General features: G+C 43.9%; 19 protein-coding genes and 1 pseudogene. 15 read left to right on the top strand and 5 right to left on the bottom strand.

The genetic code is table 11. The features are described from left to right. Window positions 1-489 precede the first annotated feature (489 nt). Window positions 490-1203 carry a CbiM family transporter gene (locus MmiHf6_RS03295; protein ID WP_316558281.1) on the bottom strand — a complete coding sequence of 238 codons (714 nt, stop codon included), beginning with the start codon at window positions 1201-1203 and terminating at the stop codon, window positions 490-492. Window positions 1204-1845: 642 nt separating this feature from the next. On the opposite strand from MmiHf6_RS03295, the gene MmiHf6_RS10180 reads away from it, so the two are divergent. From MmiHf6_RS10180 to MmiHf6_RS03245, 12 genes and pseudogenes are all read left to right on the top strand, one after another. Continuing rightward, window positions 1846-1956 carry a symporter small accessory protein gene (locus tag MmiHf6_RS10180; protein WP_338140908.1) on the top strand — a complete coding sequence of 37 codons (111 nt, stop codon included), beginning with the start codon at window positions 1846-1848 and terminating at the stop codon, window positions 1954-1956. A 122-nt stretch (window positions 1957-2078) separates the two neighbouring features. Continuing rightward, window positions 2079-3746, top strand: coding sequence for a sodium:solute symporter family protein (locus MmiHf6_RS03290; RefSeq protein ID WP_316558280.1), 1668 nt, complete (start codon window positions 2079-2081; stop codon window positions 3744-3746). Between the two features lie 507 nt (window positions 3747-4253). Beyond that, complete coding sequence (locus MmiHf6_RS03285) at window positions 4254-4478, top strand: hypothetical protein (RefSeq protein WP_316558279.1); 225 nt, start codon at window positions 4254-4256, stop codon at window positions 4476-4478. A gap of 594 nt (window positions 4479-5072) precedes the next feature. Next, on the top strand, window positions 5073-5597 hold the full coding sequence (hdrC, locus tag MmiHf6_RS03280; protein ID WP_316558278.1) for a CoB--CoM heterodisulfide reductase subunit C: 525 nt from the start codon (window positions 5073-5075) through the stop codon (window positions 5595-5597). 122 nt (window positions 5598-5719) lie between these two features. Then, on the top strand, window positions 5720-6661 hold the full coding sequence (gene hdrB, locus MmiHf6_RS03275; protein ID WP_316558277.1) for a CoB--CoM heterodisulfide reductase subunit B: 942 nt from the start codon (window positions 5720-5722) through the stop codon (window positions 6659-6661). A 3-nt stretch (window positions 6662-6664) separates the two neighbouring features. Then, entirely contained in the window at window positions 6665-9703 is a 3039-nt protein-coding gene (locus MmiHf6_RS03270) for an FAD-dependent oxidoreductase (protein ID WP_316558276.1), read from the top strand. Continuing rightward, a complete protein-coding gene (locus MmiHf6_RS03265) occupies window positions 9703-10170 on the top strand; it encodes a hydrogenase iron-sulfur subunit (protein ID WP_316558275.1) in 468 nt (155 codons plus the stop codon). Before MmiHf6_RS03270 ends, MmiHf6_RS03265 begins: the two co-directional genes overlap by 1 nt. Further along, window positions 10171-11478 (top strand): Coenzyme F420 hydrogenase/dehydrogenase, beta subunit C-terminal domain, encoded by a 1308-nt coding sequence (locus MmiHf6_RS03260; RefSeq protein ID WP_316558274.1) that lies wholly within the window; start codon window positions 10171-10173, stop codon window positions 11476-11478. It begins immediately after the preceding gene. Then, window positions 11479-13179 (top strand): molybdopterin-binding domain-containing protein, encoded by a 1701-nt coding sequence (locus MmiHf6_RS03255; RefSeq protein WP_316558273.1) that lies wholly within the window; start codon window positions 11479-11481, stop codon window positions 13177-13179. Window positions 13180-13367: 188 nt separating this feature from the next. Beyond that, the gene (locus MmiHf6_RS10210) at window positions 13368-13562 is read left to right on the top strand and encodes a helix-turn-helix domain-containing protein (RefSeq protein ID WP_420891311.1); all 195 of its coding nucleotides are present in this window, start codon (window positions 13368-13370) and stop codon (window positions 13560-13562) included. A gap of 15 nt (window positions 13563-13577) precedes the next feature. Then, window positions 13578-14330, top strand: a pseudogene (locus MmiHf6_RS03250) (IS30 family transposase); the annotation flags it as partial. A 465-nt stretch (window positions 14331-14795) separates the two neighbouring features. Beyond that, window positions 14796-15566 carry a sensor histidine kinase gene (locus MmiHf6_RS03245; RefSeq protein WP_316558272.1) on the top strand — a complete coding sequence of 257 codons (771 nt, stop codon included), beginning with the start codon at window positions 14796-14798 and terminating at the stop codon, window positions 15564-15566. A 1150-nt stretch (window positions 15567-16716) separates the two neighbouring features. On the opposite strand, the gene MmiHf6_RS03240 is transcribed toward MmiHf6_RS03245, so the two are convergent. From MmiHf6_RS03240 to MmiHf6_RS03225, 4 genes are all read right to left on the bottom strand, one after another. Continuing rightward, on the bottom strand, window positions 16717-16941 hold the full coding sequence (locus MmiHf6_RS03240) for a hypothetical protein (RefSeq protein WP_316558271.1): 225 nt from the start codon (window positions 16939-16941) through the stop codon (window positions 16717-16719). An 87-nt stretch (window positions 16942-17028) separates the two neighbouring features. Next, window positions 17029-18249 carry a bifunctional ornithine acetyltransferase/N-acetylglutamate synthase gene (gene argJ / locus MmiHf6_RS03235; RefSeq protein ID WP_316558645.1) on the bottom strand — a complete coding sequence of 407 codons (1221 nt, stop codon included), beginning with the start codon at window positions 18247-18249 and terminating at the stop codon, window positions 17029-17031. Window positions 18250-18482: 233 nt separating this feature from the next. Beyond that, complete coding sequence (gene argC / locus MmiHf6_RS03230) at window positions 18483-19505, bottom strand: N-acetyl-gamma-glutamyl-phosphate reductase (protein ID WP_316558270.1); 1023 nt, start codon at window positions 19503-19505, stop codon at window positions 18483-18485. 226 nt (window positions 19506-19731) lie between these two features. Then, window positions 19732-20058 carry a hypothetical protein gene (locus tag MmiHf6_RS03225; protein WP_316558269.1) on the bottom strand — a complete coding sequence of 109 codons (327 nt, stop codon included), beginning with the start codon at window positions 20056-20058 and terminating at the stop codon, window positions 19732-19734. Between the two features lie 376 nt (window positions 20059-20434). On the opposite strand from MmiHf6_RS03225, the gene MmiHf6_RS03220 reads away from it, so the two are divergent. The 3 genes from MmiHf6_RS03220 to MmiHf6_RS03210 all read left to right on the top strand — a co-directional run bounded on the left by MmiHf6_RS03220 (window position 20435) and on the right by MmiHf6_RS03210 (window position 23707). Beyond that, a complete protein-coding gene (locus MmiHf6_RS03220; protein ID WP_316558268.1) occupies window positions 20435-22465 on the top strand; it encodes a heavy metal translocating P-type ATPase in 2031 nt (676 codons plus the stop codon). Between the two features lie 421 nt (window positions 22466-22886). Further along, complete coding sequence (locus MmiHf6_RS03215; RefSeq protein ID WP_316558267.1) at window positions 22887-23162, top strand: hypothetical protein; 276 nt, start codon at window positions 22887-22889, stop codon at window positions 23160-23162. A 125-nt stretch (window positions 23163-23287) separates the two neighbouring features. After that, the gene (locus MmiHf6_RS03210) at window positions 23288-23707 is read left to right on the top strand and encodes a nucleoside 2-deoxyribosyltransferase (RefSeq protein WP_316558266.1); all 420 of its coding nucleotides are present in this window, start codon (window positions 23288-23290) and stop codon (window positions 23705-23707) included. Window positions 23708-24104: the final 397 nt, after the last annotated feature.

Genomic DNA, 24104 nt, shown 5'->3' with positions numbered 1-24104 from the left:
GAGATTCGTTTGATGTCGGTTTTTTAAAACCTAAACTTCATTTGTTAAAATCTTGTTTGTCAAATGCAGATGAAGATGACTCAATATTTTGAAAAAATCATTTCCACTTGAGTCTTCTATATGGCTGTTGATGATTTATAAGGGTTCTCTTTTCGATAATATATATAATCTTTTTGGGTTATAATTTTTCAGTTTCCTTGTTACTGTTTCGAATATTTTTCATACATCTTTTATGTTAATTTCATACTGCTTCTTACGATTCCGTTTCCAATTTATTACATATGTGTCAATATTATGTGTTTTGTATCAATATTATGTATTTTCATACGATTGATTTCATTCGAATATGTTTTCGTACGATTGATTTCATTCGAATACGTTTTCGTGCGATTGATTTCATTCGATTGATTTCATTTGATTGATTCCATTTGAGTGATTTCATTCGAATATGATTCGAATATATTTTCATACTTCTGATACGTTTTCCGCTTACGTTTCGGTTTCTGTTCTGTTCTTTTCAATCATGTCCGGCTTGACTTTTTCAATAAACGGAACGATGAAAGCACAAATGATTCCTTCTATGATCATCAGCGGTATGTTCATTATAATGATTAAGGCAGTCGTGAGGCCGAATGTTGTTCCCGACAGCGTTGAAACGATTGATGACAAGACGGGGACGTCTGCTAAATATTCTGTCAAAACGGTCAGGCTGCCAAAAGTGACGCCGGATGCAACCAAAACAATTGCCAATAATATCGATGAGATAAATATTGAAAGCGCGCTTGCGATGCCTGCGGAAACCGCGGTATTTGTTTTCTTCGTGAGATAATTAAAGACGATCCATGCAAGAACGGCCGGCGCGCCCATCACAAATGTGTTGACGCCGAGAACGGTAATGCCGCCGTTTTGAAACAGAAGCGCTTGAAGGAGAAGCCCGACAAATATGCATACAAATGCGAGCGGACCGAGCAAAATGCCGACCAGGCCGCTTAAAATGAGGTGAAGCGATGTCGGCGGCACGGGAACTCTGAACAGACAAGCCACGAAAAATGCGGCGGTGATGACGGCGATTGCCGGCACTTTGTCAAAAATGTTTCCGAATTTTTTCTGACTCCATTGTATACAAATAATCATTGATATGATTGTCAAAACCCATCCGACGGCAAGCATCCAAGCCGGAAGAACCCCTTCTGAAATATGCATTTTTTATCCTCTTTCGGTATATCAAAATATTTTCTTCTACTCGAACATTTTCATATTTAATTGTTACGTTTGGATAAAGAACGTGTTACGTTTTATTTATTTGTTCCTACAATTTGATATTATTTTTGTTACTTTTCTGATGTTTTTATTTGTATAATATTTAATCTATTTTTTTAAAACGCCGACAATGTTTCTGATTATTTTTACTTTTGCCGGCGGTGAGTGTGATAAATGCATGTAATATTATATATGGCAGAACATTTACGAAATGTGTAAAAAACGAAAATAATGTAATAAATTATGCTCCTAAAAGTGCCGAATCTGTAAAATTTTCAAAAACATTGAGCAAAAAATACCGAATGCAAAAAATATTGAATGCAAAAAATATCGAATACAAAAAATTTTGAATGCAAAAAATATCGAATGCAAAAAATATTGAATGCAAAAATCAGGTTTGCAAAAATTACAAATGTTGCAAGTAAACGTATATGCAAATGTTTATATAATGTTAATATGTATCATGCTATCAAATGACACGGCGATTTGAAGCGCAATATTCATGTGAAATGAATGTTTCAACTTCGCTTTCTGTTATTGATTTAATATGTTAATTAATTGAAAAGGTTAGAAAAAGGTTTGAATATGATTCTCGGAATCCCTGATCCGCTGATTTTGGCGGCTTACCTTCTGTGTTTCCTCGGGGCGCTCTGGTGCATGGTTTACGGCATCCGCCATTGGAATGATACAGATTAATGCATAAACGGTCGCGTAAGCGCTTGATTGTTTGTGCCGTAAAGATATAGAATTAAAAATTTGATTGTTGCAGTTTTGCATATAATTTTGCATTATAATTATTAGTACAAAAGAGGTTTTTTATGACTGACGGGATTTCCCTTTCTTCTTTATTTGGATCGTCATCGGGCTCAAGTTTAGCGATATTCGCTATATTGGTTGTTGTTTATTTCGGAATAACTTTCGGCTTAGCCTGGTACGGTTATAAGAAGACGAAAAATGCTTCCGACTTCATGGTTGCCGGCAGAAAAACGCATCCGTTAGTCATGGCGATCTCCTACGGCGCGACATTCATCAGCACATCGGCTATTATTGGTTTTGGCGGTGTTGCCGCAACTTACGGTATGAGTCTGCTTTGGCTCGCCTTTTTGAACATTCTTGTCGGTATCATTATCGCTTTCTTAATTTTCGGCCCGAAAATGAGAAAGATGGGCAAACAGCTTCGCGCGTCAACTTTTCCGGAATTCATCGGAAAACGCTTTGAATCCCGCGGCCTTCAATCCTGGGTCGGCTTGTTCATCGCGGTTTTAATGCCGCTTTACGCCGCCAGCGTTCTTATCGGCTCCGGCCGCTTCATTGAAACGACGCTTGGCATTCCTTACGAAACCGCGCTGATCATTTTTACGATCATTGTCGCTCTTTACGTGATTATCGGCGGTCTGATTTCGGTTCTTTACACCGACGCGTTCCAAGGCGCCATCATGTTTATCGGTATGTTTTTCCTGCTCATCATCACATACATTAAGCTCGGCGGCGTTGTCGAAGCGCATACGGCTTTAACGAATATGGCGCCGCTTGTTCCCGACTCGCTTCAGGCAATCGGACACCAAGGGTGGACGATGATGCCCGCGTTCGGCTCGGAACTTTGGTGGACGATTATCTCTTCATTGATTTTGGGCGTCGGTATCGGCATTATCGCTCAGCCGCAGTTGGCTGTCCGCTTCATGACCGTCAAGGACAACAAAACATTGAAAAGAGCTGTTTTCGCAGGCGGTCCGTTCATTTTGATGATGGCGGGTGTCGCATACATCGTCGGCTCCCTCTCAAATGTTTACTTCTTTAACGAAACGGGAATGATTGCGCTTGACGTCGCCGGCGGCAATGTCGATTCCATCATCCCGGCATACATTAACAGCGCGATGCCTGAAATCTTTGTGATGATATTCCTGCTCAGTTTGCTTTCGGCGGCGATGTCAACGGCCGCGTCTCAAATTCACACGATGGGAACATCTGTAGGCTACGATTTGATTCGAAACGGCATTTTCAAAGGAAAGTCGACTAAAACGATTCTCTTTACAAGAATCGGCATGGTCATTACCGTGATTGCATCCGTTATTCTTGCTTTCATCTTGCCCGACAGCATTATCGCAAGAGCGACCGCCGTTTTCATGGGCATTTGTACCGCAGCACTTCTTCCGATGTACGCGGGCGGTCTTTTCTGGAAGAAAATGACGAAGAAAGGCGCGTACGCGAGTTTCTTTACGGGACTTTTCGTCTCGATTTTCTGGTACGTCTTTGTTCACGCGTCTGAAGCCGTTCCGTTTGGCATCTGTCAGGCGATTTTCGGAAAAGCAACGCTTCTTTCAGGCATGTGGGTTTATGTCGATCCGATCGTGATTGCAACGCCGCTTGCGATTATTGCGGCAATCGTTGTCAGTTTAAAGACACAGCCGCCGTCGGAAAAGTTTGTCGAGGAAATTTTCTCGGAAAATGAAGATAATGAGGAAATTGAAGCCGGTAATGCGGCTTGATTTCTTTTTTTATTTTCATTTCAATTTCTTATTTTCATTTCAATTTCTTATTTTCATTTCAATTTCTTATTTTTCATTTTTATTTTTGATTGGTTGTTTCGCCGCCGCGCGTGAGCTGCTTCATTTTTGTTTTATTTTTCAAATTTGTTCGTCGTTTTTTATTTGTTTTTACAATGAAACCTAAACATCCATTTTTCAAAATCGTTGAACCTGAACGCCCGATAAAATCCTAAAAAATATTTTAAATTTCGATAAAAGATGGCGTTCCGTTTTTGAAGAAAATGAATGAAAAGCGATGTTTCAATTAGTTATTATGATTGATAATATTTCAAGAACCGTCCCCCGCAAGTTGAGTTTCCGAGCGCAGCGAGGAAACGAGACTTGGCGGATTCTTCCCATATGAAAATAAAAACTATAAACAGTCAGCTTTTTCAGCTGTGTTCGGCTCCTGCAAAATGTTTTCTTGTAACTGTCTTTTAGTGTTGCTGCTGCCAATCAGGTTTACGTTTGCTGCGTGTATCTGCTCATTTTTATCGTAATCCGTTGGCATTAAATTTTGCTCGCTTCGCTCACAAAATTTCGGATTGCAGCAGGAGGAAGGTGTTTGTTTGCAGTGGGAGGGAGGTTTCTGTTGCCGCTGCCGGTCAGGTTTCCGTTTTGCTGCTGCCAATCCGTTTTCCGTCCGGCAGGCAGCCGCCGCCGCCCGCGCGAACCGCACAAATTTTAAAATAATAATCAAAAAAGAGGGTGATATTTTTAAAATAATAATCAAAAAAAGGAGGACAATTTTAAAATAAAAATAATCAAAAAAAGGAGGACAATTTTAAAATAAAAATAATCAAAAAAGAGGAAATATTTTTAAAAAATTGAAAAGCAGGCATATACATTTCACCCCCTTTTCTCTATGTAAACCTAATATTTTTCACCAAAACGAAAACAAAAACAATTGTTGTGAGGATTATATGTAAACCTTTGAGACGAACGGCAGACTTTATATAGGATTTCATGTTTTTGTGTATGTTCATAATTTATCATTACATAACCCGCGCAATTTTCGTGCACGTCTCTTGCGGGGTTTTTTCAAATCCGTGTCTTTGCGGCACGGCCGTTTTTGATGAATATGCTGCTTCGCTGCTTTATTTGCTTTAGCTGCTTTGGCGCGTATTCATTTCGGCGCGATTTGGCGGTTTGATTCATTTTGATTTATTGTTTAAACCATTCTATCTACTATCTAAAACTGTCTAAATAAACTATCTAAAGAACTTCTGTCTAACAAAACTTCTGTCTGACAGAACAAATATCAAATTACAGAGAGGGAAACGATTCATGACAGATCCAGTCAGTTCATCTGAAATTGATAAAAGCTTCTTCAGTGAGCTTACCCAAGAAAAAGGGATGGACAAAATCCTGTTGTGTTTTAACTGCAACGGATGTTCCACCGGATGTCCCATGAAGGATATTGAGAAAAACTTCGATATTAAAAAATATATCCGCATGGCCGGGCTCGGTATGAAAGAGCGCATTTTAAGAGACGAATACCTGTGGTACTGCACCACCTGCTACAAATGCCAGGAAAGATGCCCCGAAGGCGTATTGAACGTCGACACGCTTCTTCGCATGCGCACAATGGCAGTCCATGAAGGTATCATGCTTCAGCCGCATCGGGAAGTCGCACACTTTGTGATCGACACAGGTCACGCGGTGCCGATCAATGATTCCAACAGAAAGAAAAGATTGGAACTCGGCCTCACGGAAGTCCCGCCGACCGTTCATATGTACCCCGAAGCCTACGAACAAGTCAGAAAGCTGTTGAAAGCCTGCGAATTCGACACGCTCACGCAAAAGGAATAACGCGAAAACACGACGCGAAATGATTGCAAAATTTCAGAAAATCAAAAAAATAAGAAAATCAAAAAAATGCAAAACATTTCAAATCCAATTGCAAAATGAAAATTATCAGGAGTTATCAAGAAATGTCCACAGAAACTGAAAAACAGGGGAAATCCCAAAGCCTTTCTTTATTCCTCGGCTGCGTTGCTCCGAACCGCTATCCCGGTATCGAGCTTGCAAGCCGCAAGGTCATGAAAGATTTAGGCGTTGACCTTCACGAACTTGAAGGCGCCTCCTGCTGTCCGGCACCCGGCGTTTTCAAGTCTTTTGACAAAACCACATGGCTGACAATGGCCAGCCGCAACGTCGTCCTTTCCGAACAAATGGGAATGGACCTGCTGACCATCTGCAACGGCTGCTACGGTTCACTGGGTGAAGCGAACCTCACGCTCATGCACGACCCCGACTACAAAGCAAAAGTGAACGAAAAGCTTTCCGAGGTCGGCTTGGAATACAAAGGAAACGCAAAAGTCCGTCACATCATCGAATTCCTCGAAAAAGATGTCGGACCCGAAACCATCAAAGAAAAAGTCACCGTTCCGCTTGACGGCATCAAAGTCGCCGTTCACTACGGCTGCCACTTGATCCGCCCGTCCAAAGAAAAAGAAGGACTCGGCAGCGCCGAAAATCCGCGCTTTTTTGACGCGCTCGTTGACGCGACCGGCGCCAAAAGCGTTGACTACGAAGAAAAAATGATGTGCTGCGGGGCAGGCGGCGGTGCGCGTTCCGCTTTCTTGGAGACGACGCTCAAAATGACTGAGAAGAAGCTCGCAATTTTGCAGAAAGACGAATTCGACTGCATCGTCGACGCCTGTCCGTTCTGCCACTTGCAGTTCGACTCCGGCCAGGTGCAGCTCAACAAAGAAGGCAGAGACTATCACATTCCGGTTCTGCACTACTCTCAATTGCTCGGACTCGCTTTCGGCTACACGCCGCAGGAACTCGGCATTCAGATGAATATGATTACAAACTCTGCTTTTGAAGAAAAGATCGTTGCGCTTCAGCAGAAAGCAAAGGAGGCCTGAAGCATGACAAATACAAATGCTGTCACAAATGCTGTCGGCGCAGTCGCAGTCATCGGCGGCGGTATTGCCGGCGTGCAGTCGGCGCTTGACCTGGCCAACAGCGGCTACCGCGTTTATTTGATCGAATCCAAGCCGTCCATCGGCGGCGTCATGGCGCAGCTTGACAAAACATTCCCGACACTGGACTGTTCCGCTTGTATCCTTTCACCGAAACTCGTGGAAGCAAGCCGCCATCCCGATATCAAATTAATGACATATTCCGAAGTCACCGGCCTTTCCGGAGATGTCGGCAATTTCACGCTCACCGTTAAAAAGAAGACGCGCTACATCGACGTTGACAATTGTGTCGGCTGCGGCGATTGTCTTGCCAAATGCCCGAAGAAAGTCGACGACGAATTCGAAGAAGGTCTTTCCAAAAGAAAAGCCATTTACTTCCAATTCCCGCAGGCGATCCCGAAAGTCGTTACCATTGATCCCGACAACTGTCTGATGATCAAAAACGGCAAGTGCGGCAACTGTGCAAAAGCCTGCCAGCGCGGCGCGGTCAATTACGATTTAAAAGACGAATTCGAAGACATCAATGTCGGCGCAGTCGTCATGGCAACCGGTTTTGAAGCGTTCAACCCGACCCTTTTGGAAGCCTATCGCTTCGACCACCCCGACGTCGTCACAGCGCTCCAATTTGAAAGATATACGAATGCATCGGGTCCGTTTGCCGGACACATTCAAACGTCCAAAGGTGAACTCCCGAAGAAAATCGCTTTCATTCAGTGCGTCGGCTCTCGAAATCCCGAAATCAACAGAGCTTACTGCTCTTCCGTCTGCTGTACCTACGCGGTCAAGCAGTCCCGTTTGATCAAGGATCACCACCCTGAAGTCGATGTCGCGATTTTTAATATTGATCTGAGAACATTCAGCAAAGGCTACGAAGAATTCGCGCTCCGCGCACAGGACGACGGCGTTCGTTTCATCAATTCCCGCCCGTCCGGCGTTGATGTCATCAACAACGGCGCGCTTTCTCTCAGATACGAAGGCCCCGAAAGCGAAGTCATTCACGAAGAATTCGATTTAGTCGTTCTCTCCGTCGGTTTGGAAGCGCCGAAATCCTCAATTGAACTTGCAAAGATTCTCGGAATCGAGCTTGACAAATACGGTTTTGTCAAGACGCCTGAAGAATCCATCACCGAAACCAGCCGCACCGGCATCTTTACGGCCGGCGTTGCGCAGGGTCCGAAAGACATTCCCGAGTCCGTCGCTCAAGCGAGCGGTGCCGCGTCCAAAGCAGGCGCGCTCTTAAACGCTGCCCGCAAAAGTTTGGAAACGATTGTTGAAATCCCGCCGGAAAACCCGCTGGGAGATGAGGTGCGCATCGGCGTCATCGTCTGCCGCTGCGGAACAAATATCGGCGGCGTTGTCGACGTTCCTGCGGTTGTTGAATACGCGAAAACTTTACCGCACGTTGTTTTGGCCGTTGAAGAAATGTATTCCTGCGCGGACGACACGCAGAGCCGCATTTTTGACATGATCAAAGAACACAAGCTCAACAGATTCGTTGTCGCGGCCTGTACGCCGAGAACGCACGAGCCGCTCTTCCAGCAAACCTGTCAGGAAGCCGGTCTCAATCCGTGGCTTTTCGAATTTGCGAACATTCGCGAACACTGCTCTTGGATTCACCACGACGAGCCTGAGAAAGCAACGCATAAAGCCAAAGATTTGGTGCGCCAGGCAGTCGGCAAAGTCAAGTATTATACACCGCTTTACAGTCAGTCACTGCCGCTTGTTCACAACGCGGTCGTTCTCGGTGGCGGCGTTTCCGGTTTGACGGCAGCCAATGAGCTTGCCGAAAACGGTTACGAAGTCGATTTGATTGAAAAGACGGGTGAGCTCGGCGGCAATCTCCGCGGTCTTGAAAGCTACAAGGGAAAGATTGACCCGATCATTGAAAAAGCCAAAACGAATGACAAAATTCACATCCATTACAATTCCGTGATGGAAAACGTGAGCGGATCCGTCGGCAATTTCAGAGGCGAAATCATCACCGAAGGCAAAACCGACAAAGTTTTGGATTTCGGTATCATCATTATCGCAACGGGTGCCAACGAATTGAAACAGCCCGGACTCTTCGGCTACGAAGAAAATCCGATTGTCAAAACGCAGCTTGAATTCAAAGAAGCGATCGACAAAGGCGAAAACAGTTTCAAGAATCTCGTTTTCATTCAGTGCGCCGGCAGCAGAAACGACGAGCGCCCGTACTGTTCCAGAATCTGCTGTACCAACACGGTCAGAAACGCGATTCAGTACAAGGAACAAAATCCCGACGCTGAAATTTATGTTCTTTACCGCGATATCCGCACGTACGGCATGTACGAAGAAGAATACACAAAAGCACGTCAGCTCGGCGTTCATTTCATGATGTATGACAAGGACGAGCCGCCGGTCGTGACTGGTGATAAAGTTTCCGTTCATGACCGCACGCTGAACATGCATTTCAATTTGGATGCCGACTGCGTTGTCATCAGCGCGGCAACAGTCGCCGAAGAAGGCAACCGCCAAGTGGCGCCGATGATGAAAGTGCCGCTTACAAAAGACGGTTTCTTCATGGAAGTTCATCCGAAATTAAGACCCGTCGACTTCGGAACGGACGGTGTTTTCGTCTGCGGTCTTGCGCATTTCCCGAAATTGTTCGAGGAATCCGTGTCCCAAGCCCAAGCAGCAGCTTCCCGCGCCTGTACGATTCTTTCCAGAGACGCGCTCTTGTCTCCGGCCGAACTCTCTTCTGTTGACGAAGCAGTTTGTGTCGGCTGCGGCGCCTGTAAAGACGTCTGCCCGTACCACGCGATAACGCTCGAAGAGAAAGTCGTGACGCAAAAAGGCTTGTCCTTTAAGGCGCTGCGCTCTGTTATCAATCCGGCGGCCTGCAAAGGATGCGGCTGCTGTGCCATGTCTTGCCCCACGGGAGCGATTGACCAGTCTCACTTTGACAATGTCCAGCTCCTTTCCCAGGTCAAGAGTGTGTTTTATTTCGAAGAGGAGGTGAACTGATGTCTGAGGTTAATACTGAAACCGCCGCAAGCAGCTGTGCCTCTTCCGGCGAATTTATTCCTAAAATTGTAATGTTCTGCTGCAACTGGTGTTCTTACGCCGGTGCCGACGGGGCGGGCGTTTCCCGTTTCCAGCAGCCGACAAATGTCCGTGTCGTTCGTGTGATGTGTTCAAGCCGTGTTGATCCGGTTCACATTTACACCGCGTTTTTGGAAGGCGCCGACGCCGTTTTGATTACCGGCTGCCATATCGGCGACTGCCACTATGTCGACGGCAATGACAAAACGCTTGTCAAATACAAATTCGTGAAACAAATGCTCAATGAAATGGGCTTAGAAGACGACCGTTTGATGCTTCGCTGGATTTCGGCTTCCGAAGGCCAGCAGTTCGCGGAATTCGTGACCGAAATGGTTGAGAAGGTGACGGCTTTGGGTCCGAGTCCGCTTCGAAAGGACGGGGTGGTTTAAATGTCCGCACCTGAAAATGCAGCACCGGCAGGCGCACCGCCCGCAGGAAAGCCGCCTGAAGGCAAACCGCCTGAAGGCAAGCCGCCCGAGAAGAAACCTCCGGCGCCGTCTACCGTCGGCGATCTTTTGAAAGGGTCCGACATCAAAGTCGGCGGCAAATACATCGGCTGGTCCGTTCGCGAAGAAGTTCGAAAAGAAGGCGGATCCGGCGGTTTGGTGACATCCGTTTTGGCCGGCGCGCTTGATAAAGGGCTTGTCGAACACGTTGTTGTTTTGAAAAAGTCCAGCCAGTATGAAGCCGTTCCGGTTTTGACGTCAAACGTTGAAGACGTTTACGCATCGGCCGGTTCTATGCACATGCTGATTTCAAATCCGACCAAATATCTGCGCCAGTTCCAAAATGACGCGACGATTGCGCTTGCCGTCAAACCGTGCGACATGCGCGGCATTCGCGAGCAGCACAAGCGCAACATGATTGATCTTGATAAAATTTTCACGATTGGTCTCAACTGCGGCGGCACGATGATGCCGTATAAGATTCGAAAGGTGACTGAGGAAGTTTACGGCGTGAATCCGGATGACGTGCGCGCCGAAGAAATCGAGAAAGGTAAGCTTATCTTAGAAACTGTCGACGGTGAGCACCACGCCGAATCCATTGATGAATTGGAAGAAGAAGACAACGGGCGCCGTGAAAACTGCCGCTATTGTGTTGTTAAAATTGCGACCAATTCCGATCTCGCCTGCGGAAATTGGGGCGTTATGCCCGATTACGCCGGCAAAGGCACTTTCGTTGAAGTCATGACTGAAAAAGGCGCCGAATTCTTAAAGAATGCAATTGATGGCGGCTACGCCGAAGTCAAAGAAGCCAGCGAGCCCGCAGCAGAAGCGCGCGGAAAAGTCAACGGTATCATGCTGAAGATGTCGGCTAAAACCAAAGAAGAAATCTTTGTGCCGCTTCACAGTCAAACGTTTGATGACTTCAAGAAGGAGCTTGTCAACTGTATCGGCTGCGGCGCGTGCAAGACGGTTTGTCCGCCCTGCGCCTGCGGAACTGAAGCGAAGTGTACGGCTTTCAACGATCCGGCCGACAGCTACGACATCTCACTGTTCCATATGATTCGCTTTTTGCATCTGATGGACTCGTGTGTCGGCTGCGGCCAGTGTTCCGACGTTTGCCCGGCAGACATTCCGCTTGCAAGACTTTACAGGAAGTTTGCAAACCCGCTTCAGGATGAATTGAATTATGTGACGGGAATGGATGACAGAACGCCGCCTTTCTTTGAAATCAAGTTAGAGGAGGTGCATTAAATGTCCGGCGTTATTGATCCTAAGTTTAAGGAAAATGTTTATTCGGCCGTCTGCTACGGCTGCGGTTTCGGCTGCGGTGTTTTCATGAGAGAACTTGAAACATCGGCGGTTGAAACGGGAACGGCATGCGGCGCTCCGATTTTAAACATTGATTACAGAAAAGCGTCTCCCGTCAATCAGGGAAAACTCTGCCGCTTCGGCGTGAATTTGGCAAACAATTATTGTCCTGCCGTCTCCGCCGTGAACGGAAAAGCGGTTTCAAATGAAGACGCAATTGCAAAGGCGGCGGAAGCATTGAAAAATGCGAAGCCTGAAGAAATTGCGCTTTTGTCTGTCGGCGGAACGACGAATGAAGAGCATTTGGCGCTCATGAAAATCGGCGAAAAGTTGGGCGTTCCTGTCAGTACCGGAATGACCGGTCTTTTCAAAGATATCGGAAAGCTGCACGCTTATACGGGACGCGGAACGACCTATGAAGAGGTTGAGTCCGCGAAGAAAATTTATCTTTTCGTTGACCCGTATGTTTCGTACCCGCTTTTGATTCGCCGGCTTGTTCACGCGAAAGAAAAGGGTGCTGAAATCGTTTCTTTTGGTTTGAAAGAGTTTCCGATTGCAACGGAAAATGTGATTGTCGAGCCGGATGCAAGTCTTTATGACGTAAAAGAGTTTGTGCCGGATGAGGAGACGATTATCATTTCCGATTTGACGCCTTACTCGTATGCGAAACGTTTGGCCGAGACGGTTGAAATCGCGGGCGGCAAATCGAAGTTTTTGATGATGCGCCCGTTCATGAACGCGACCGGCGCGGGATATTTGTCCAAACACACGAAGCAGCAGTCGTTTGATGAAATCGTTTCTCAAATGGAAACGGGTGACTTGAAGGTTTTGATTTGTTTAGATTCGGATTTGATTGACATTTGTTTCAATGATAATTTGAAAGAGACGTTTAAGAATTTGGAAAACGCGATTGTGATTTCATCGCGCGACACGGTTGCCTGCGGCGAAGCCGACATTGTGATTGCGACTGAGCCGTTCTATAAAAAGAAGGGTTCTGTGATGAATTGTGAAGGTCGTTTGATTCCGATTACGGCAGCCGCAGGCGAGACGCCGCTTTCGGGCTTTAACGCTTTGTCTTCTATTTTGGAAGCAATCGGCGGATCTGCGCTCGATTACGACGCGATTCACGCAGAAGCGGTTGAAATGCTCGGGGCAACGGAGGACGAATATAAAATTGCGGCGCTTGAGAAGAAGCACACGCCGGAGATTTCAAAGATTTCGGACACGCTTCCGGAGTTGAGCGCTGTGTTTGTCAGCTCTTCTGAGCCGAAATCGTATGTGTCTTCGGCGTCTAAAGAAGACGGCGAGGCCGGCGCAGGCGCTGCAAAGCACCTTTATTTGACCAATCCTTTCCTTTGGAACGGTGTTCGGGATAATGATAATTTTGTTGAGATCAGCCGCTGTCAGGTCAAAGCGTCTTCGCTTTTGAAGGGATTCACGGCAGATGTGACATGCGCTTGCGGCGAGGTCACGAAGGCGACGCGCTATAAGGTTTCTCCGATGGCGGACGGCTATGTTTTGTCTACAAGAAAACAGCCGTTTGCAAGAGCGCCTGTAACGGACGTGACAATTGTCCGCTCGCCGACGAAGCCGAAAGATTCGGCTGAAACGGCAAAAGAATGCGATATTCCTCAATCATTTTGAGGAATATTTTTTACTTTTATGAAATTTTGATGAAATCATGAGGATGAAAATTTGAAATGAAATTCATTAAAATTCAAATTTTAATTAAAATTTTAAGACCTGAATTCAATGGAGAAGTGCATATTCTCCGATAAAAATAAGTGGGTGACTATCTTCTTGTAATTTGCAGAAACAGGAGGATAACACCCATGCACACAACGGCTTTAGGATATAAAAAGTATACACATCTCACACTATACGAACGATTCTGGATTGAAATATTTTCATACATTGGGAAAACACAAGCAGAGATTGCGGCGGCCTTAGGCCGCTCACAATCTACAATTTCACGAGAATTAAAACGGAATCAGCCACTCAAAAACAAAGTGAAATACAATGCTTAGAGAGCTCAAAGTCGCAGCACAGAACGAAAATTGAATGCGGCAAAGAAAGAACCTTTGCAAGATCTTGAAACGCGTATGTATGTTCGTGAGCAAATCAAGATGGGATGGTCACCTGAACAAATTTCAGGAAGGATCAAAAAAGATAAACCCGGATTAAAAACCAACTACGAAAGTATTTACCAATATATCTACAAAGTTGAACAAAATTTAATCGGATGCCTGGCAAGACGGCACAGAAGACGGAAAAAAAGAGGATTGAAAAAAGAAAGACGGATTGGAAAAATTCCGGACAGGGTTTCGATTGAAGACAGGCCAAAAATCGTTGACGAAAGAAGTGAATTCGGACATTGGGAAATAGATACTGTTGTGTCAAGGGAATCAAAAGCGTGTCTTATGGTCGCAGTTGAGAGAAAAAGCAGATTTATGATTATAAGAAAATTGAATGATAAATCAACAAAAGAAATGATGGATAAAGCGATTGAATTTTTCAAAACGCTTCCGGAAAATATGAGGAAAACGATAACATTTGACAACGGAACGGAAAATGCAGGACATATGAGATTGAAAGATGAATTGAATATGGACACATATTTCTGCCGACCGTATCATAGTTGGGAAAAAGGGACTGTTGAAAACTCAATAGGATTGATAAGGCGGCAATGCCCGAAAAAAACAAATTTCGCTTATGTAAGCATTGAAGAATTAGATAAATTAGAAAAGCAAATTAACAACAGACCGAGAAAGTGCTTAAATTACATGACTCCGTAGGAAGTCATGAATTATGCACTTCTGGGTTGAAGATGGGAGATGAAAAATCTAAGATGAAAATCTAAGATGAAAATCTAAGATGAAAATCTAAGAGAAAAATCTAAGAGAAAAATCTAAGAGAAAAATCTAAGAGAAAAATTTTAAGATGAAAAATTTAAGAGAAAATCTAAAAGAAAAATCTATAAGATGAAACTCATCAGAATGCAAATCTTAAATGGATTATTTTTTAAGATAAAATTCGTTTAACGAAAATCTTTAAAAGTAAAAGTCTTTAATATGTATATATAATCAAAATGTAAAATCTGCTTTTTCCAGTTTGAGGGGCTGCCGGCTGAAGCTGTTTATTTCGGTTTGTTCCGAATTTTAAAATGATTATTTTTAATATGTTTTTGATATATTTTTATAATATCATTGCTTTTTGAAAAGTAATCAAAAAACTTTGCAATTTTTGCGGATTTGCTTTTTATGTCTCCGAATTCAAATAAATGTACGGCTCCTCGCGCTTTTACGCCGAAGGAAGATGATATGTTTGATTCACCCAAAGGCGGTGTGTCGTATTGTGAGATGTCCCGCTCGGCGGATGAAACGCGTCAGAATGCGCTTCTTTTTCTTCACGATATTTTGAATTCCGCGGGCGGTCTTCGCGGTTTTCTTGAATTGATGAATGAAATCGATGATCCCGAAAAGCTGAAAAAGTATTCAACAAATGCGCTTTTTTTATGTGATTCTTTGATTGAAGAAATCGAATATCATCGTGACTTTTTAAGAACTGAATCCAACACTTTGCGTCCTGTTTTGGAAGAGACGAGCACGCATGAAATTCTGGAGCTTGCGGCGCTTAAATTGAAAACACATAATGTTTCGAAAGGCCGGACGATTGAAATTTCAGACGGTCCGGATGAGTCTGTTGTGACGGATAAGATTATTCTGTCGCGCATTTTGGTAAATATGACGAAAAACGCGATCGAAGCAACGGAAGAAGGCGGCTCGGTCCGCATCGGCGCCGAAGTTCACGATGACCACGTGCGCTTTTGGGTCCACAATGACAGCGTGATTTCCGAAGATGTTCGGGAACAGCTTTTTGATATGCAGTTTTCCACAAAAGGCACCAACCGCGGTGTCGGCTTGTTCAGCATAAGAATGCTCGGCGAACAGGCGCTCGGCGGAAATGTTCATTTTGAGAGTACGGAAGAAAAGGGGACATATTTCTGTATTGATTTGCCTTTGCTTTCTTAATTTTTGATTGATTTGATTTCTTAATGTTTTTTTATTTCCCATTTTGATTTCTTTTGGCGGTCGCCGCGTGCGAGTCGCTCCGTTTTTCTTTGATTTTTAAATTTGTCCTCGTTTTATTTTTGTTTTCATGAAACCTAAACATCCAATTTTTCAAAAATCGTTGAACCTGAACGCTCCTTAAAATCCTAATCTTAATTTTTTTAAGTTCGTTGAAAAGAAAGCGTTCCCATTTTTGAAGAATGTTGAATGAAAAATGATGTTTCAACGAAAAATAAATTGAATCAAAAGACAAAATACCGCCCCTCCAACGACGCGTTTCCGAAGCGTCAGCGGAGGAAAGAAGGAGTCGGAGATTCTAACAATGAGTCGACGAATTTGCCGGTTCCGCCTTTTTAACTTATATCTGCAATCAGCTGAACTCGAACTTTTTATTCGTCGTTGAAAGAATCCGCCAAGTCTCAATTCCCTTCGCTACGCTACGGGAATTTCAACTTGCGGGGTTGTTGCTTGGGATTTTAATTCACTTAAATCAAAATCAAACATCGTTTTTATCAATCTAAAACAAAAATGAACGCCGATTTTTATCAAAAAATTGTTTTATTTTTTTGGATTTTATCGGGCGTTCGGGTTTTAATTGATTAAAGAAAAAACGATGTTTGGGTTTGTCCGAAAATTGAAATAAAAGGCGATTTACCGCCACTCCAACGACGAGTTCACGAGCGAAGCGAGTGAAGGAGGAGATGGAGATTCTAACAATGAGTTGACGAATTTGCCGGTTCCGCCTTTTTAACTTATATCTGCAATCAGCTGAACTCGAACTTTTTATTCGTCGTGAAAGAATCCGCCAAGTCTCAATTCCCAACGCTATGCTACGGGAATTTTAAATTGTGTCTGCAATCAGCTGAACTTGAACTTTTTATTCGTCGTTGAAAGAATCCGCCAAGTCTCAATTCCCTTCGCTACGCTACGGGAATTTCAACTTGCGGGGTTGTTGCTTGGGATTTTAATTCACTTAAATCAAAAATCAAACATCAGTTTTATTAATCTAAAACAAAAACGAACGCCGTTTTTATCCCAAAAATTGCTTTATTTTTTTGGATTTTATCGGGCGTTCAGGTTTTGATAGATTAAAGAAAAACGATGTTTGGGTTTATCCGAAAATTGAAAAAAGGAGGCGCTGAAGATTCTTGCCGCAATTCAGCAAACCCGAATCACCGATTTTATTATTATTATTATTATTATTATTATTATTATTATTATTGCTGCCGGCGCCGGCAGGACTGCAAGTCTGCAACTGTCTTTTAACTTCCGCTGTCGCCTGCCCGCCGTAACCGGCACCGCCGCCCGCGCGAGCCGCTCCGCTTTTCTGTATCATTCAATTTGCCGTTCGTTTTTCATCAATCTAAAATAAAAAAGAAACCGGAAGGAGTTTTTCACTCCTTTTAAGATACGAATTGCCGGATTATGTCGTATAATCCGCGTTGATTTTCACATAATCGTACGTCAAATCGCAACCCCACGCGGTTGCCGTTTCTTTTCCGCCGGTTCCGAGGTTCATTTCTATGTATATGGTTTCGGCGGACATGATCGTTTTTAAATTTGAAAGGGTTGCTTCATCGTTTTTGGTAATTTTTCCTTTGTCGACGAGCGAAACTTGATTGCAGCCGTCGGCGACAATGAGTGAAATTCCTGTTTGATCGAATTCCGCGCCAGAGTAACCGGCGGCGGCGACAATGCGGCCCCAGTTCGGGTCATTGCCGTAAATCGCGGTCTTGACGAGCGGCGAGCGGACGATTGCTTTGGCGGCAGCAATGGCGTCATCTTCTGTGTACGCACCCGTGACAGTACATTCAATCAGTTTGGTTGCGCCTTCACCGTCTTTTGCAATCATTTTCGCCAATTCTTTCATGACTGTTTCAAGCGCATTTTGGAATTCGGCGCAAACATCGGGTTTTTCATAAGAATTGATGACAACATCTGATTTTCCGGTTGCGGTCAGCAGACACATATCGTTTGTGCTCGTGTCGCCGTCAACGACAATCATATTGAATGTTTTTCGAACAGCGTCGTTTAAAGCCGATTTCAAAATTTCCGATTTGACTTCGGCATCCGTGTAAATGAATGCAAGCATCGTTCCCATGTTGGGTTCGATCATGCCGGAACCTTTTGTGATGCCGCCGACTCTGAATGTTCCGAGCGCGGTTTCTGCTTCAACGGCAAATCCTTTCGGAACCAAATCCGTTGTCATGATCGCTTTCATCGTTTCTTCGTTGGCTTTTTCACTTGAAGAAAGATTCGGCAAAACAGTACACATCTGCTCTTTAATAATATCAATGTGAAGCTTGCGCCCGATCACGCCGGTTGACGCAACGGCAACAAATTTCGTGTCGATGCCGAGTTTTCCGGCAAGTGCATCCGCCATCCCATTTGCGTCTTTTAATCCGTCTTCGCCGGTAAAAGCGTTCGCATTTCCGCTGTTCACGATAACGGCTTCCAAAAATCCGCCGTTTGTTTCCAATTTCTCTTTTGTCACAATGTTGGGCGCAGCGATGACTTTGTTTTTTGTATGGACGCCTGCCGCGTTTCCTTTTGCAGTAATAATCGCGAGACCTTTTTTCCCTTCTTTGATGCCGAAAGCTTTCACACCGTCAACAGCACAGATTCCGCCTTTGATTTCTTTAATCATTTTCACCATTTCCGTTTGATTTCTTTTCGTTTTATGTTTTTATTTTCAGATTCGTTTTGTTCGGTTCGTTTTCAGATTTTTTGTATTATTTTTAATTGTTTTTTTATTTCTGATTTTAATGTTTTTGATTTCTTTTCTATTCATTTTTTGATTTGCTTTATTCATTTTTTGATTTATTTTTTTGATTTGTTTTTTATTCATTTATTGTTTTTTTTGGAATTCTTTTTTGATTAAATCAATCCCGGGAACCAAAGTCCTTCGGTTTCTTTGAGGCCGCAGATAATATTCATGTTCTGAATCGCTTGTCCCGAGGCGCCTTTGACGAGGTTGTCAATTGCCGAGAGAACAACGACACGGTTATTGCGCGCGTCGGCTTCCATTCCGATGTGACAGAAATTCGAGCCGCGAACGTTTGCAAGCGACGGCACGCTTTCTGCGAACTGAACAAACGGTTTGCCGTCGTAATAATCTTCATACATCTTTTTGACATCCGCCGTCGTCAATTTTTCCGTCGTTTCGATATGTGCGGTCGTTAGAATGCCGCGGGAAACGGGAATCACATGCGGCGTGAAAGATACGTTTTCAAATCCGGGCTGGAGGCGGGATACTTCCTGAACCATTTCCGCGAGGTGGCGGTGCGCCGTTAATTTGTACGGAATAATATTTTCCGCCAAATTCGGGTAATGAGATGTCGCTGACGGCGTGTTTCCGGCTCCGGTCACGCCTGTTTTGGAATCGAAAATGACGGATTTTAAAAGTCCTGCGGCGGCAAGCGGCGCTGCGGCAAGCGTTGCGCCTGTCGGGAAGCAGCCGGGATTTGCAATCAAACGGTCTTTTAAATTTTTATTGACTTCGGGATGAACTTCCGGAATCGCGTAAACCGCGTCAATCGGTGCTTTGTGTTTCATGCCGTAGACTTCTTCGAAAACATCGGTTTTGAGACGGTAATCGGCGCTTAAGTCAATGATTTTACATTTGCTGTCTTTCAAAATTTCGGGAACCGCGTCCATTGCCGTTCCGTGCGGAACTGCCATAAAAACGATGTCGCACTCTTTTTTGATTTTTTCATAATCCGGCTCTTCAAATGTCAAATCACAAAGTCCTTTGAGATTTTCATGAATCGAAGAAACCTTTTTTCCGGCAGCTGCGCGCGCTGTTGCGACAACGGCTTCCGCTGACGGGTGGTTTGCAAGGAGGCGCAGCAATTCTTCTCCGGTGTATCCGGAAGCACCGACAATACCGATTTTAATCATGATTTTTCCTGTTTTCCCTTTCTTTTTTCATTCGCGGCAAAAATAATTTCTGCCTGCTGTTTTAGTTTATTAGAATGTGTGTAAGAAATTTGAATATATAAATCTTTTATAAATTTTTATAATCACTTAAAACGATTTAAAACTCTTGTTCTGTGTTTAATTTTTGAAAAACAATGATTCGGTTTTTACAATCTAAATAATAAAAGGATGGGGCAATATTCTAATTTTATGAAAACGGGACAAATCGCGCGACGGCGGCGAGCTGCTGTTGCTGCGGCTGTCTGCCGGAAGCGCAAACCGGCTCGGCAGCAGCAACACAAACCTGATTGGCAGCAGAAACACAAACCTGATTGGCGGCAGCAACGCAAACCTGATTGGCAGCAGCAACGCAAACCGGATTGGCAGCAGCAACGCAAACCTGTTGGCAGCAGCAACACAAACCTGATTGGCAGCAGAAACACAAACCTGATTGGCGGCAGCAACGCAAACCTGATTGGCAGCAGCAACGCAAACCGGATTGGCAGCAGCAACACAAACCTGATTGGCAGCACAAACCCGCTATTACAGCAGCATGTTCAAAAAACTGTCCAAGTTTTAATCAATTTTTATTTTCAATTCAATTTCCATACAAATTTTTGCATTTTATTCACTTTTTCTTATTTTTATGAATATTTTTTCATTTTTTATAACGCTCGTTTTTCTTTAACTTCGACTCTCATTGCCGTTTTTCTGTTTTTTGATTTTACGTTTTTTCATTTTTCGTCATTTTTGTTATGTAAAATGTGATCATCTGTTATACTGAATCTTACAAAATTGAATTTCCGTATGAAAACGGTATCAGTAAGCTTAATATAATTTTGGCGCAAACTCTGTTTTACTTTATCTTATCTTTTTAACTTTAGTTTATTGTGTTTTAGGGAGTATGTTTAATGTCTTTAGCAAAAAAATTATTTGACCTCCTCAGCGGCACCGCGATGACGTTAATCGGCGGTGTTTTCCTGATTCCGAGTCTTTATTTCTTTTTAACGAGCACGCCGGTTCCGGTTGTCGATATCGCCGGAATTTCAATTCCGCTTGATCCCGGATGGGTGACCGTTATCATCTGCGGTTATCCGCTTTTCTATTTAGCGATTACAAGACTCGTTCGGCAGCGCTGGATTTCTTCGGCACTGCTGATTTGTATCGCCATGGTTGCTTCTATTTATATCGATGAACTTTTCGCCGCCGGCGAAGTGGCTTTCATCATGGCAATCGGCGCCATTTTAGAAGAAAAGACTGTTGAGCGTTCCAAGAAAGGAATTAAAAAGCTGATCAATTTAGCGCCGACACAAGGCCGCCGTTTGATCACGAAAAACGGAACGACTGTTGAAGAAATGGTGTCCGCCGAAGAAATCAAAAAAGACGATCTTCTTCGTGTTCTTCCCGGTGAAACGATTCCCGTTGACGGTGAAATTATCGTCGGAAACACATCCGTTGACCAATCCATTATCACCGGCGAATCACTCCCGATTGACAAAACAATCGGCGACGAAGTTTTCTGCGGAACAATCAACCGGTTCGGCGCAATCGACATCCGCGCAACCAAAGTCGGCGAAGATTCGTCTCTTCAAAAGCTTATTCGTTTGGTCCGGGAAGCCGAAAACAATCAGGCACCGATGCAGCGCATTGTCGATAAATGGGCGACATGGCTTGTCCCGATCGCGCTCGCTATTGCGATTGCCGCTTACTTCCTGACAGGTGAACTCGTCCGCGCTGTGACCGTTTTGGTCGTCTTCTGCCCCTGCGCGCTTGTGCTGGCAACGCCGACTGCAATTATTGCAGCAATCGGTCAGGCGACAAAGCACGGCGTGATTATCAAATCAGGCGAAGCGCTTGAAAACATGGGAAAAGTCGACAGCATCGCGTTTGACAAAACAGGAACATTGACGCACGGAAATTTGGAAGTCAGCGACATTGTTTCGTTTGATTCAAGTTTGTCGGAATCTCAAATTTTGGCAATGACGGCTGCCGCCGAATCTTATTCCGAACACCCGCTCGGAAAAGCCGTAACGGCGCACGCTAAAAACTGCGATCTTCCGCTGCCGGATGCAGCTGACTTTTCAATGATTCCCGGAAAAGGCATCAGCTCAAATGTTGAAGGCAAATTCCTTCTTTGCGGCAATGTCGGTTTCATGCTTGATCATGACATTACGATTGATGATACGGTTTCTGCCGAACTCGAAAAACTGCGTTCCGAAGGCAAAGCTTCCATTTTGATTGCGGCTGACAAGAAAATTATCGGCGTCGTCGCGCTTTCCGATTCGCTGCGCATGGAAGCGAAAATGATGGTTGACGAGTTGAAAGAAATGAATACGAATGTCGTTCTGCTGACGGGAGACCACAAGCAGACGGCGGATTATTTCGCGTCCATCGTCGGCATCACGGATGTTCACGCCGAACTTTTGCCGGCCGACAAAGTGTCTGAAATTCAAAAGATGAAAGATGCCGGTCACATTGTTTGTATGATCGGTGACGGTGTCAATGACGCGCCCGCGTTGAAGACGGCTGATGTCGGTGTTTCGATGGGCAGCATGGGAAGTGACATTGCGATTGAAGCGTCCGACGTTGCTTTGATGAGCGACAATATTGAAAAGATTCCGTATTTGAAGCGTCTTTCAAACGCGACGATTTCAACAATCAAGTTCAGCATCATTGTTTCAATGATCATCAATGCGATTGCGATTTATTTGTCCGTCATCGGCATTTTGAATCCGGTGACCGGCGCGCTTGTTCACAACATCGGTTCCGTTTTGGTCGTTTTGAACGCGGCTTTGCTTTATGACCGCAATTTCGAGAAGAAGAAAGACAAAACCAAAGACGGCAGCAAAGGCGGCGACAATGTTCCGGTCAACAATTCCAAAAAAGTTCCGAACACGCTGCCGACAAGCTGCGGCCGTTTTACGAATCAGCCGGAAGACTGATTCATTTTTTCTTTTTTCTCTTTTCATTTTCTCTTCGTTTTCTTTTTTTATTTTCTTTTCCATTTCTTTTTCATTTCTTTTTTCATTTCTTTTTTCATTTCTTTTTTATTTTGTTTTTTGATTGGTTTGTTTCGCCGCCGCCGCGCGCGAACTGCATCATTTTTGTTTTATTTTTCAAACCGCTCCATCGTTTTTAATTTATTTTTATAATGAAACCTAAACATCCAATTTTCAAAATCGTTGAACCTGAACGCCCGATAAAATCCTAAATAAATGTTTTAGATTTGGATAAAAGAAGGCGTTCCGTTTTTGAAGAAAATTGATGAAAGACGATGTTTCAATTGATTTTAGATTGAGTTAATTTTCAAAAACCGCCTCCTCCAACGACGCGTTTCCGAAGCGCAGCGGAGGAAAGAAGGAGTTGGAGATTCTTTCCCGTAAGAAACGAAAAATTAAAAGCGCCCTGATTTCCCGACTGCATTCGGCGCCGGCTAAGACTGCAAGTCTGCAACTGTCTTTTAATGTTGCCGCTGTCAATCCGGTTTATGCTGCCGCTGCTGCCTGCCGTTTGTGTTGCCGCTGCCAATCCGGTTTTTGCTGCCGCTGCCACCTTCCTGTTTCCGCTCACTGCCCGGCCGCCCTCGCGCGAGCCGTCCTCTTTTTAATTTACTTTTTCAATCCGCTTCCCATTTTTTAATTTATTTCAATATGAAACAGCTTCATCAGCATCTTTTTATATTCTCCTGCCGATTTTCATTTTAAGAATTTTTAATTTTTTCAATATTTCAATTTTTTTCAAAATATTTCAAGGAGTTTTTCAAAATGGTTCAAATTTATTTGGCAGGCGCGCTCTTTTCCCAAGCCGAGCGCGAGTTTAACAAAAAGCTTCAGCAAATCATGCTAGATATGGGTTTTTCAGTATTTTTGCCGCAGGAAGATGCCGAAGACAATAAAGATCAAAGAATCGAGCGCAATCAGTCGGCAATTTTTAACAGCTGCTTTAACGGTCTTCAAAAAAGCGATATGGTTGTCACAGTTTTAGACGGCGTTGACGTTGATTCGGGAACCGCCTGGGAACTCGGATATGCTTACGCGTCGGGAAAACCGATTGTCGGCATTCGAACGGATTTCAGGATTCAAACGCCCGATGAAAAAGTGAATTTGATGATTCAAGAAACATTGGATGATTTTGTTGATAATGTTGAAGATTTGAAAACGGTTTTGGAAAAATACAAAAAATAATTGAAAATAAATTTGAAATTGCTGTTTTTAATTTTTTTTCAACTGCAAATTTTTGGCTGAATCTGAATTTTTATTCATCATGGAAAGAATCCGCCAAGTCTCATCTCCTCGCTTCGCTCGGAAACTCAACTTGCGGGGGCGGTATCTAAACTTTTCATTTATATTAAACAAAAAACAAACATCCATTTTGTTTCAAATTAAACAAAAACGAACGCCGTTTTTTTAAAAGATTCTTTTTATTTTTAGGTTTTAACGGGCGTTCGGGTTTATTGAAATTAATAGAAAAGGAATGTTTGGGTTTGTTTGAAAATTGAATGAAAGACAAAAAACCGCCCCTCAATCGACGCGTTTCCGAAGCGTAGCGGAGGAAAGAAGGAGATTGAGATTCTAACCATAC

Origin of the sequence: Methanimicrococcus hongohii, from assembly GCF_032594095.1 — an archaeon.
GTDB lineage: Archaea > Halobacteriota > Methanosarcinia > Methanosarcinales > Methanosarcinaceae > Methanimicrococcus > Methanimicrococcus hongohii.
Note: the sequence above shows the minus strand (reverse complement) of the source record. Positions and strands in the feature narration are given on the sequence as shown.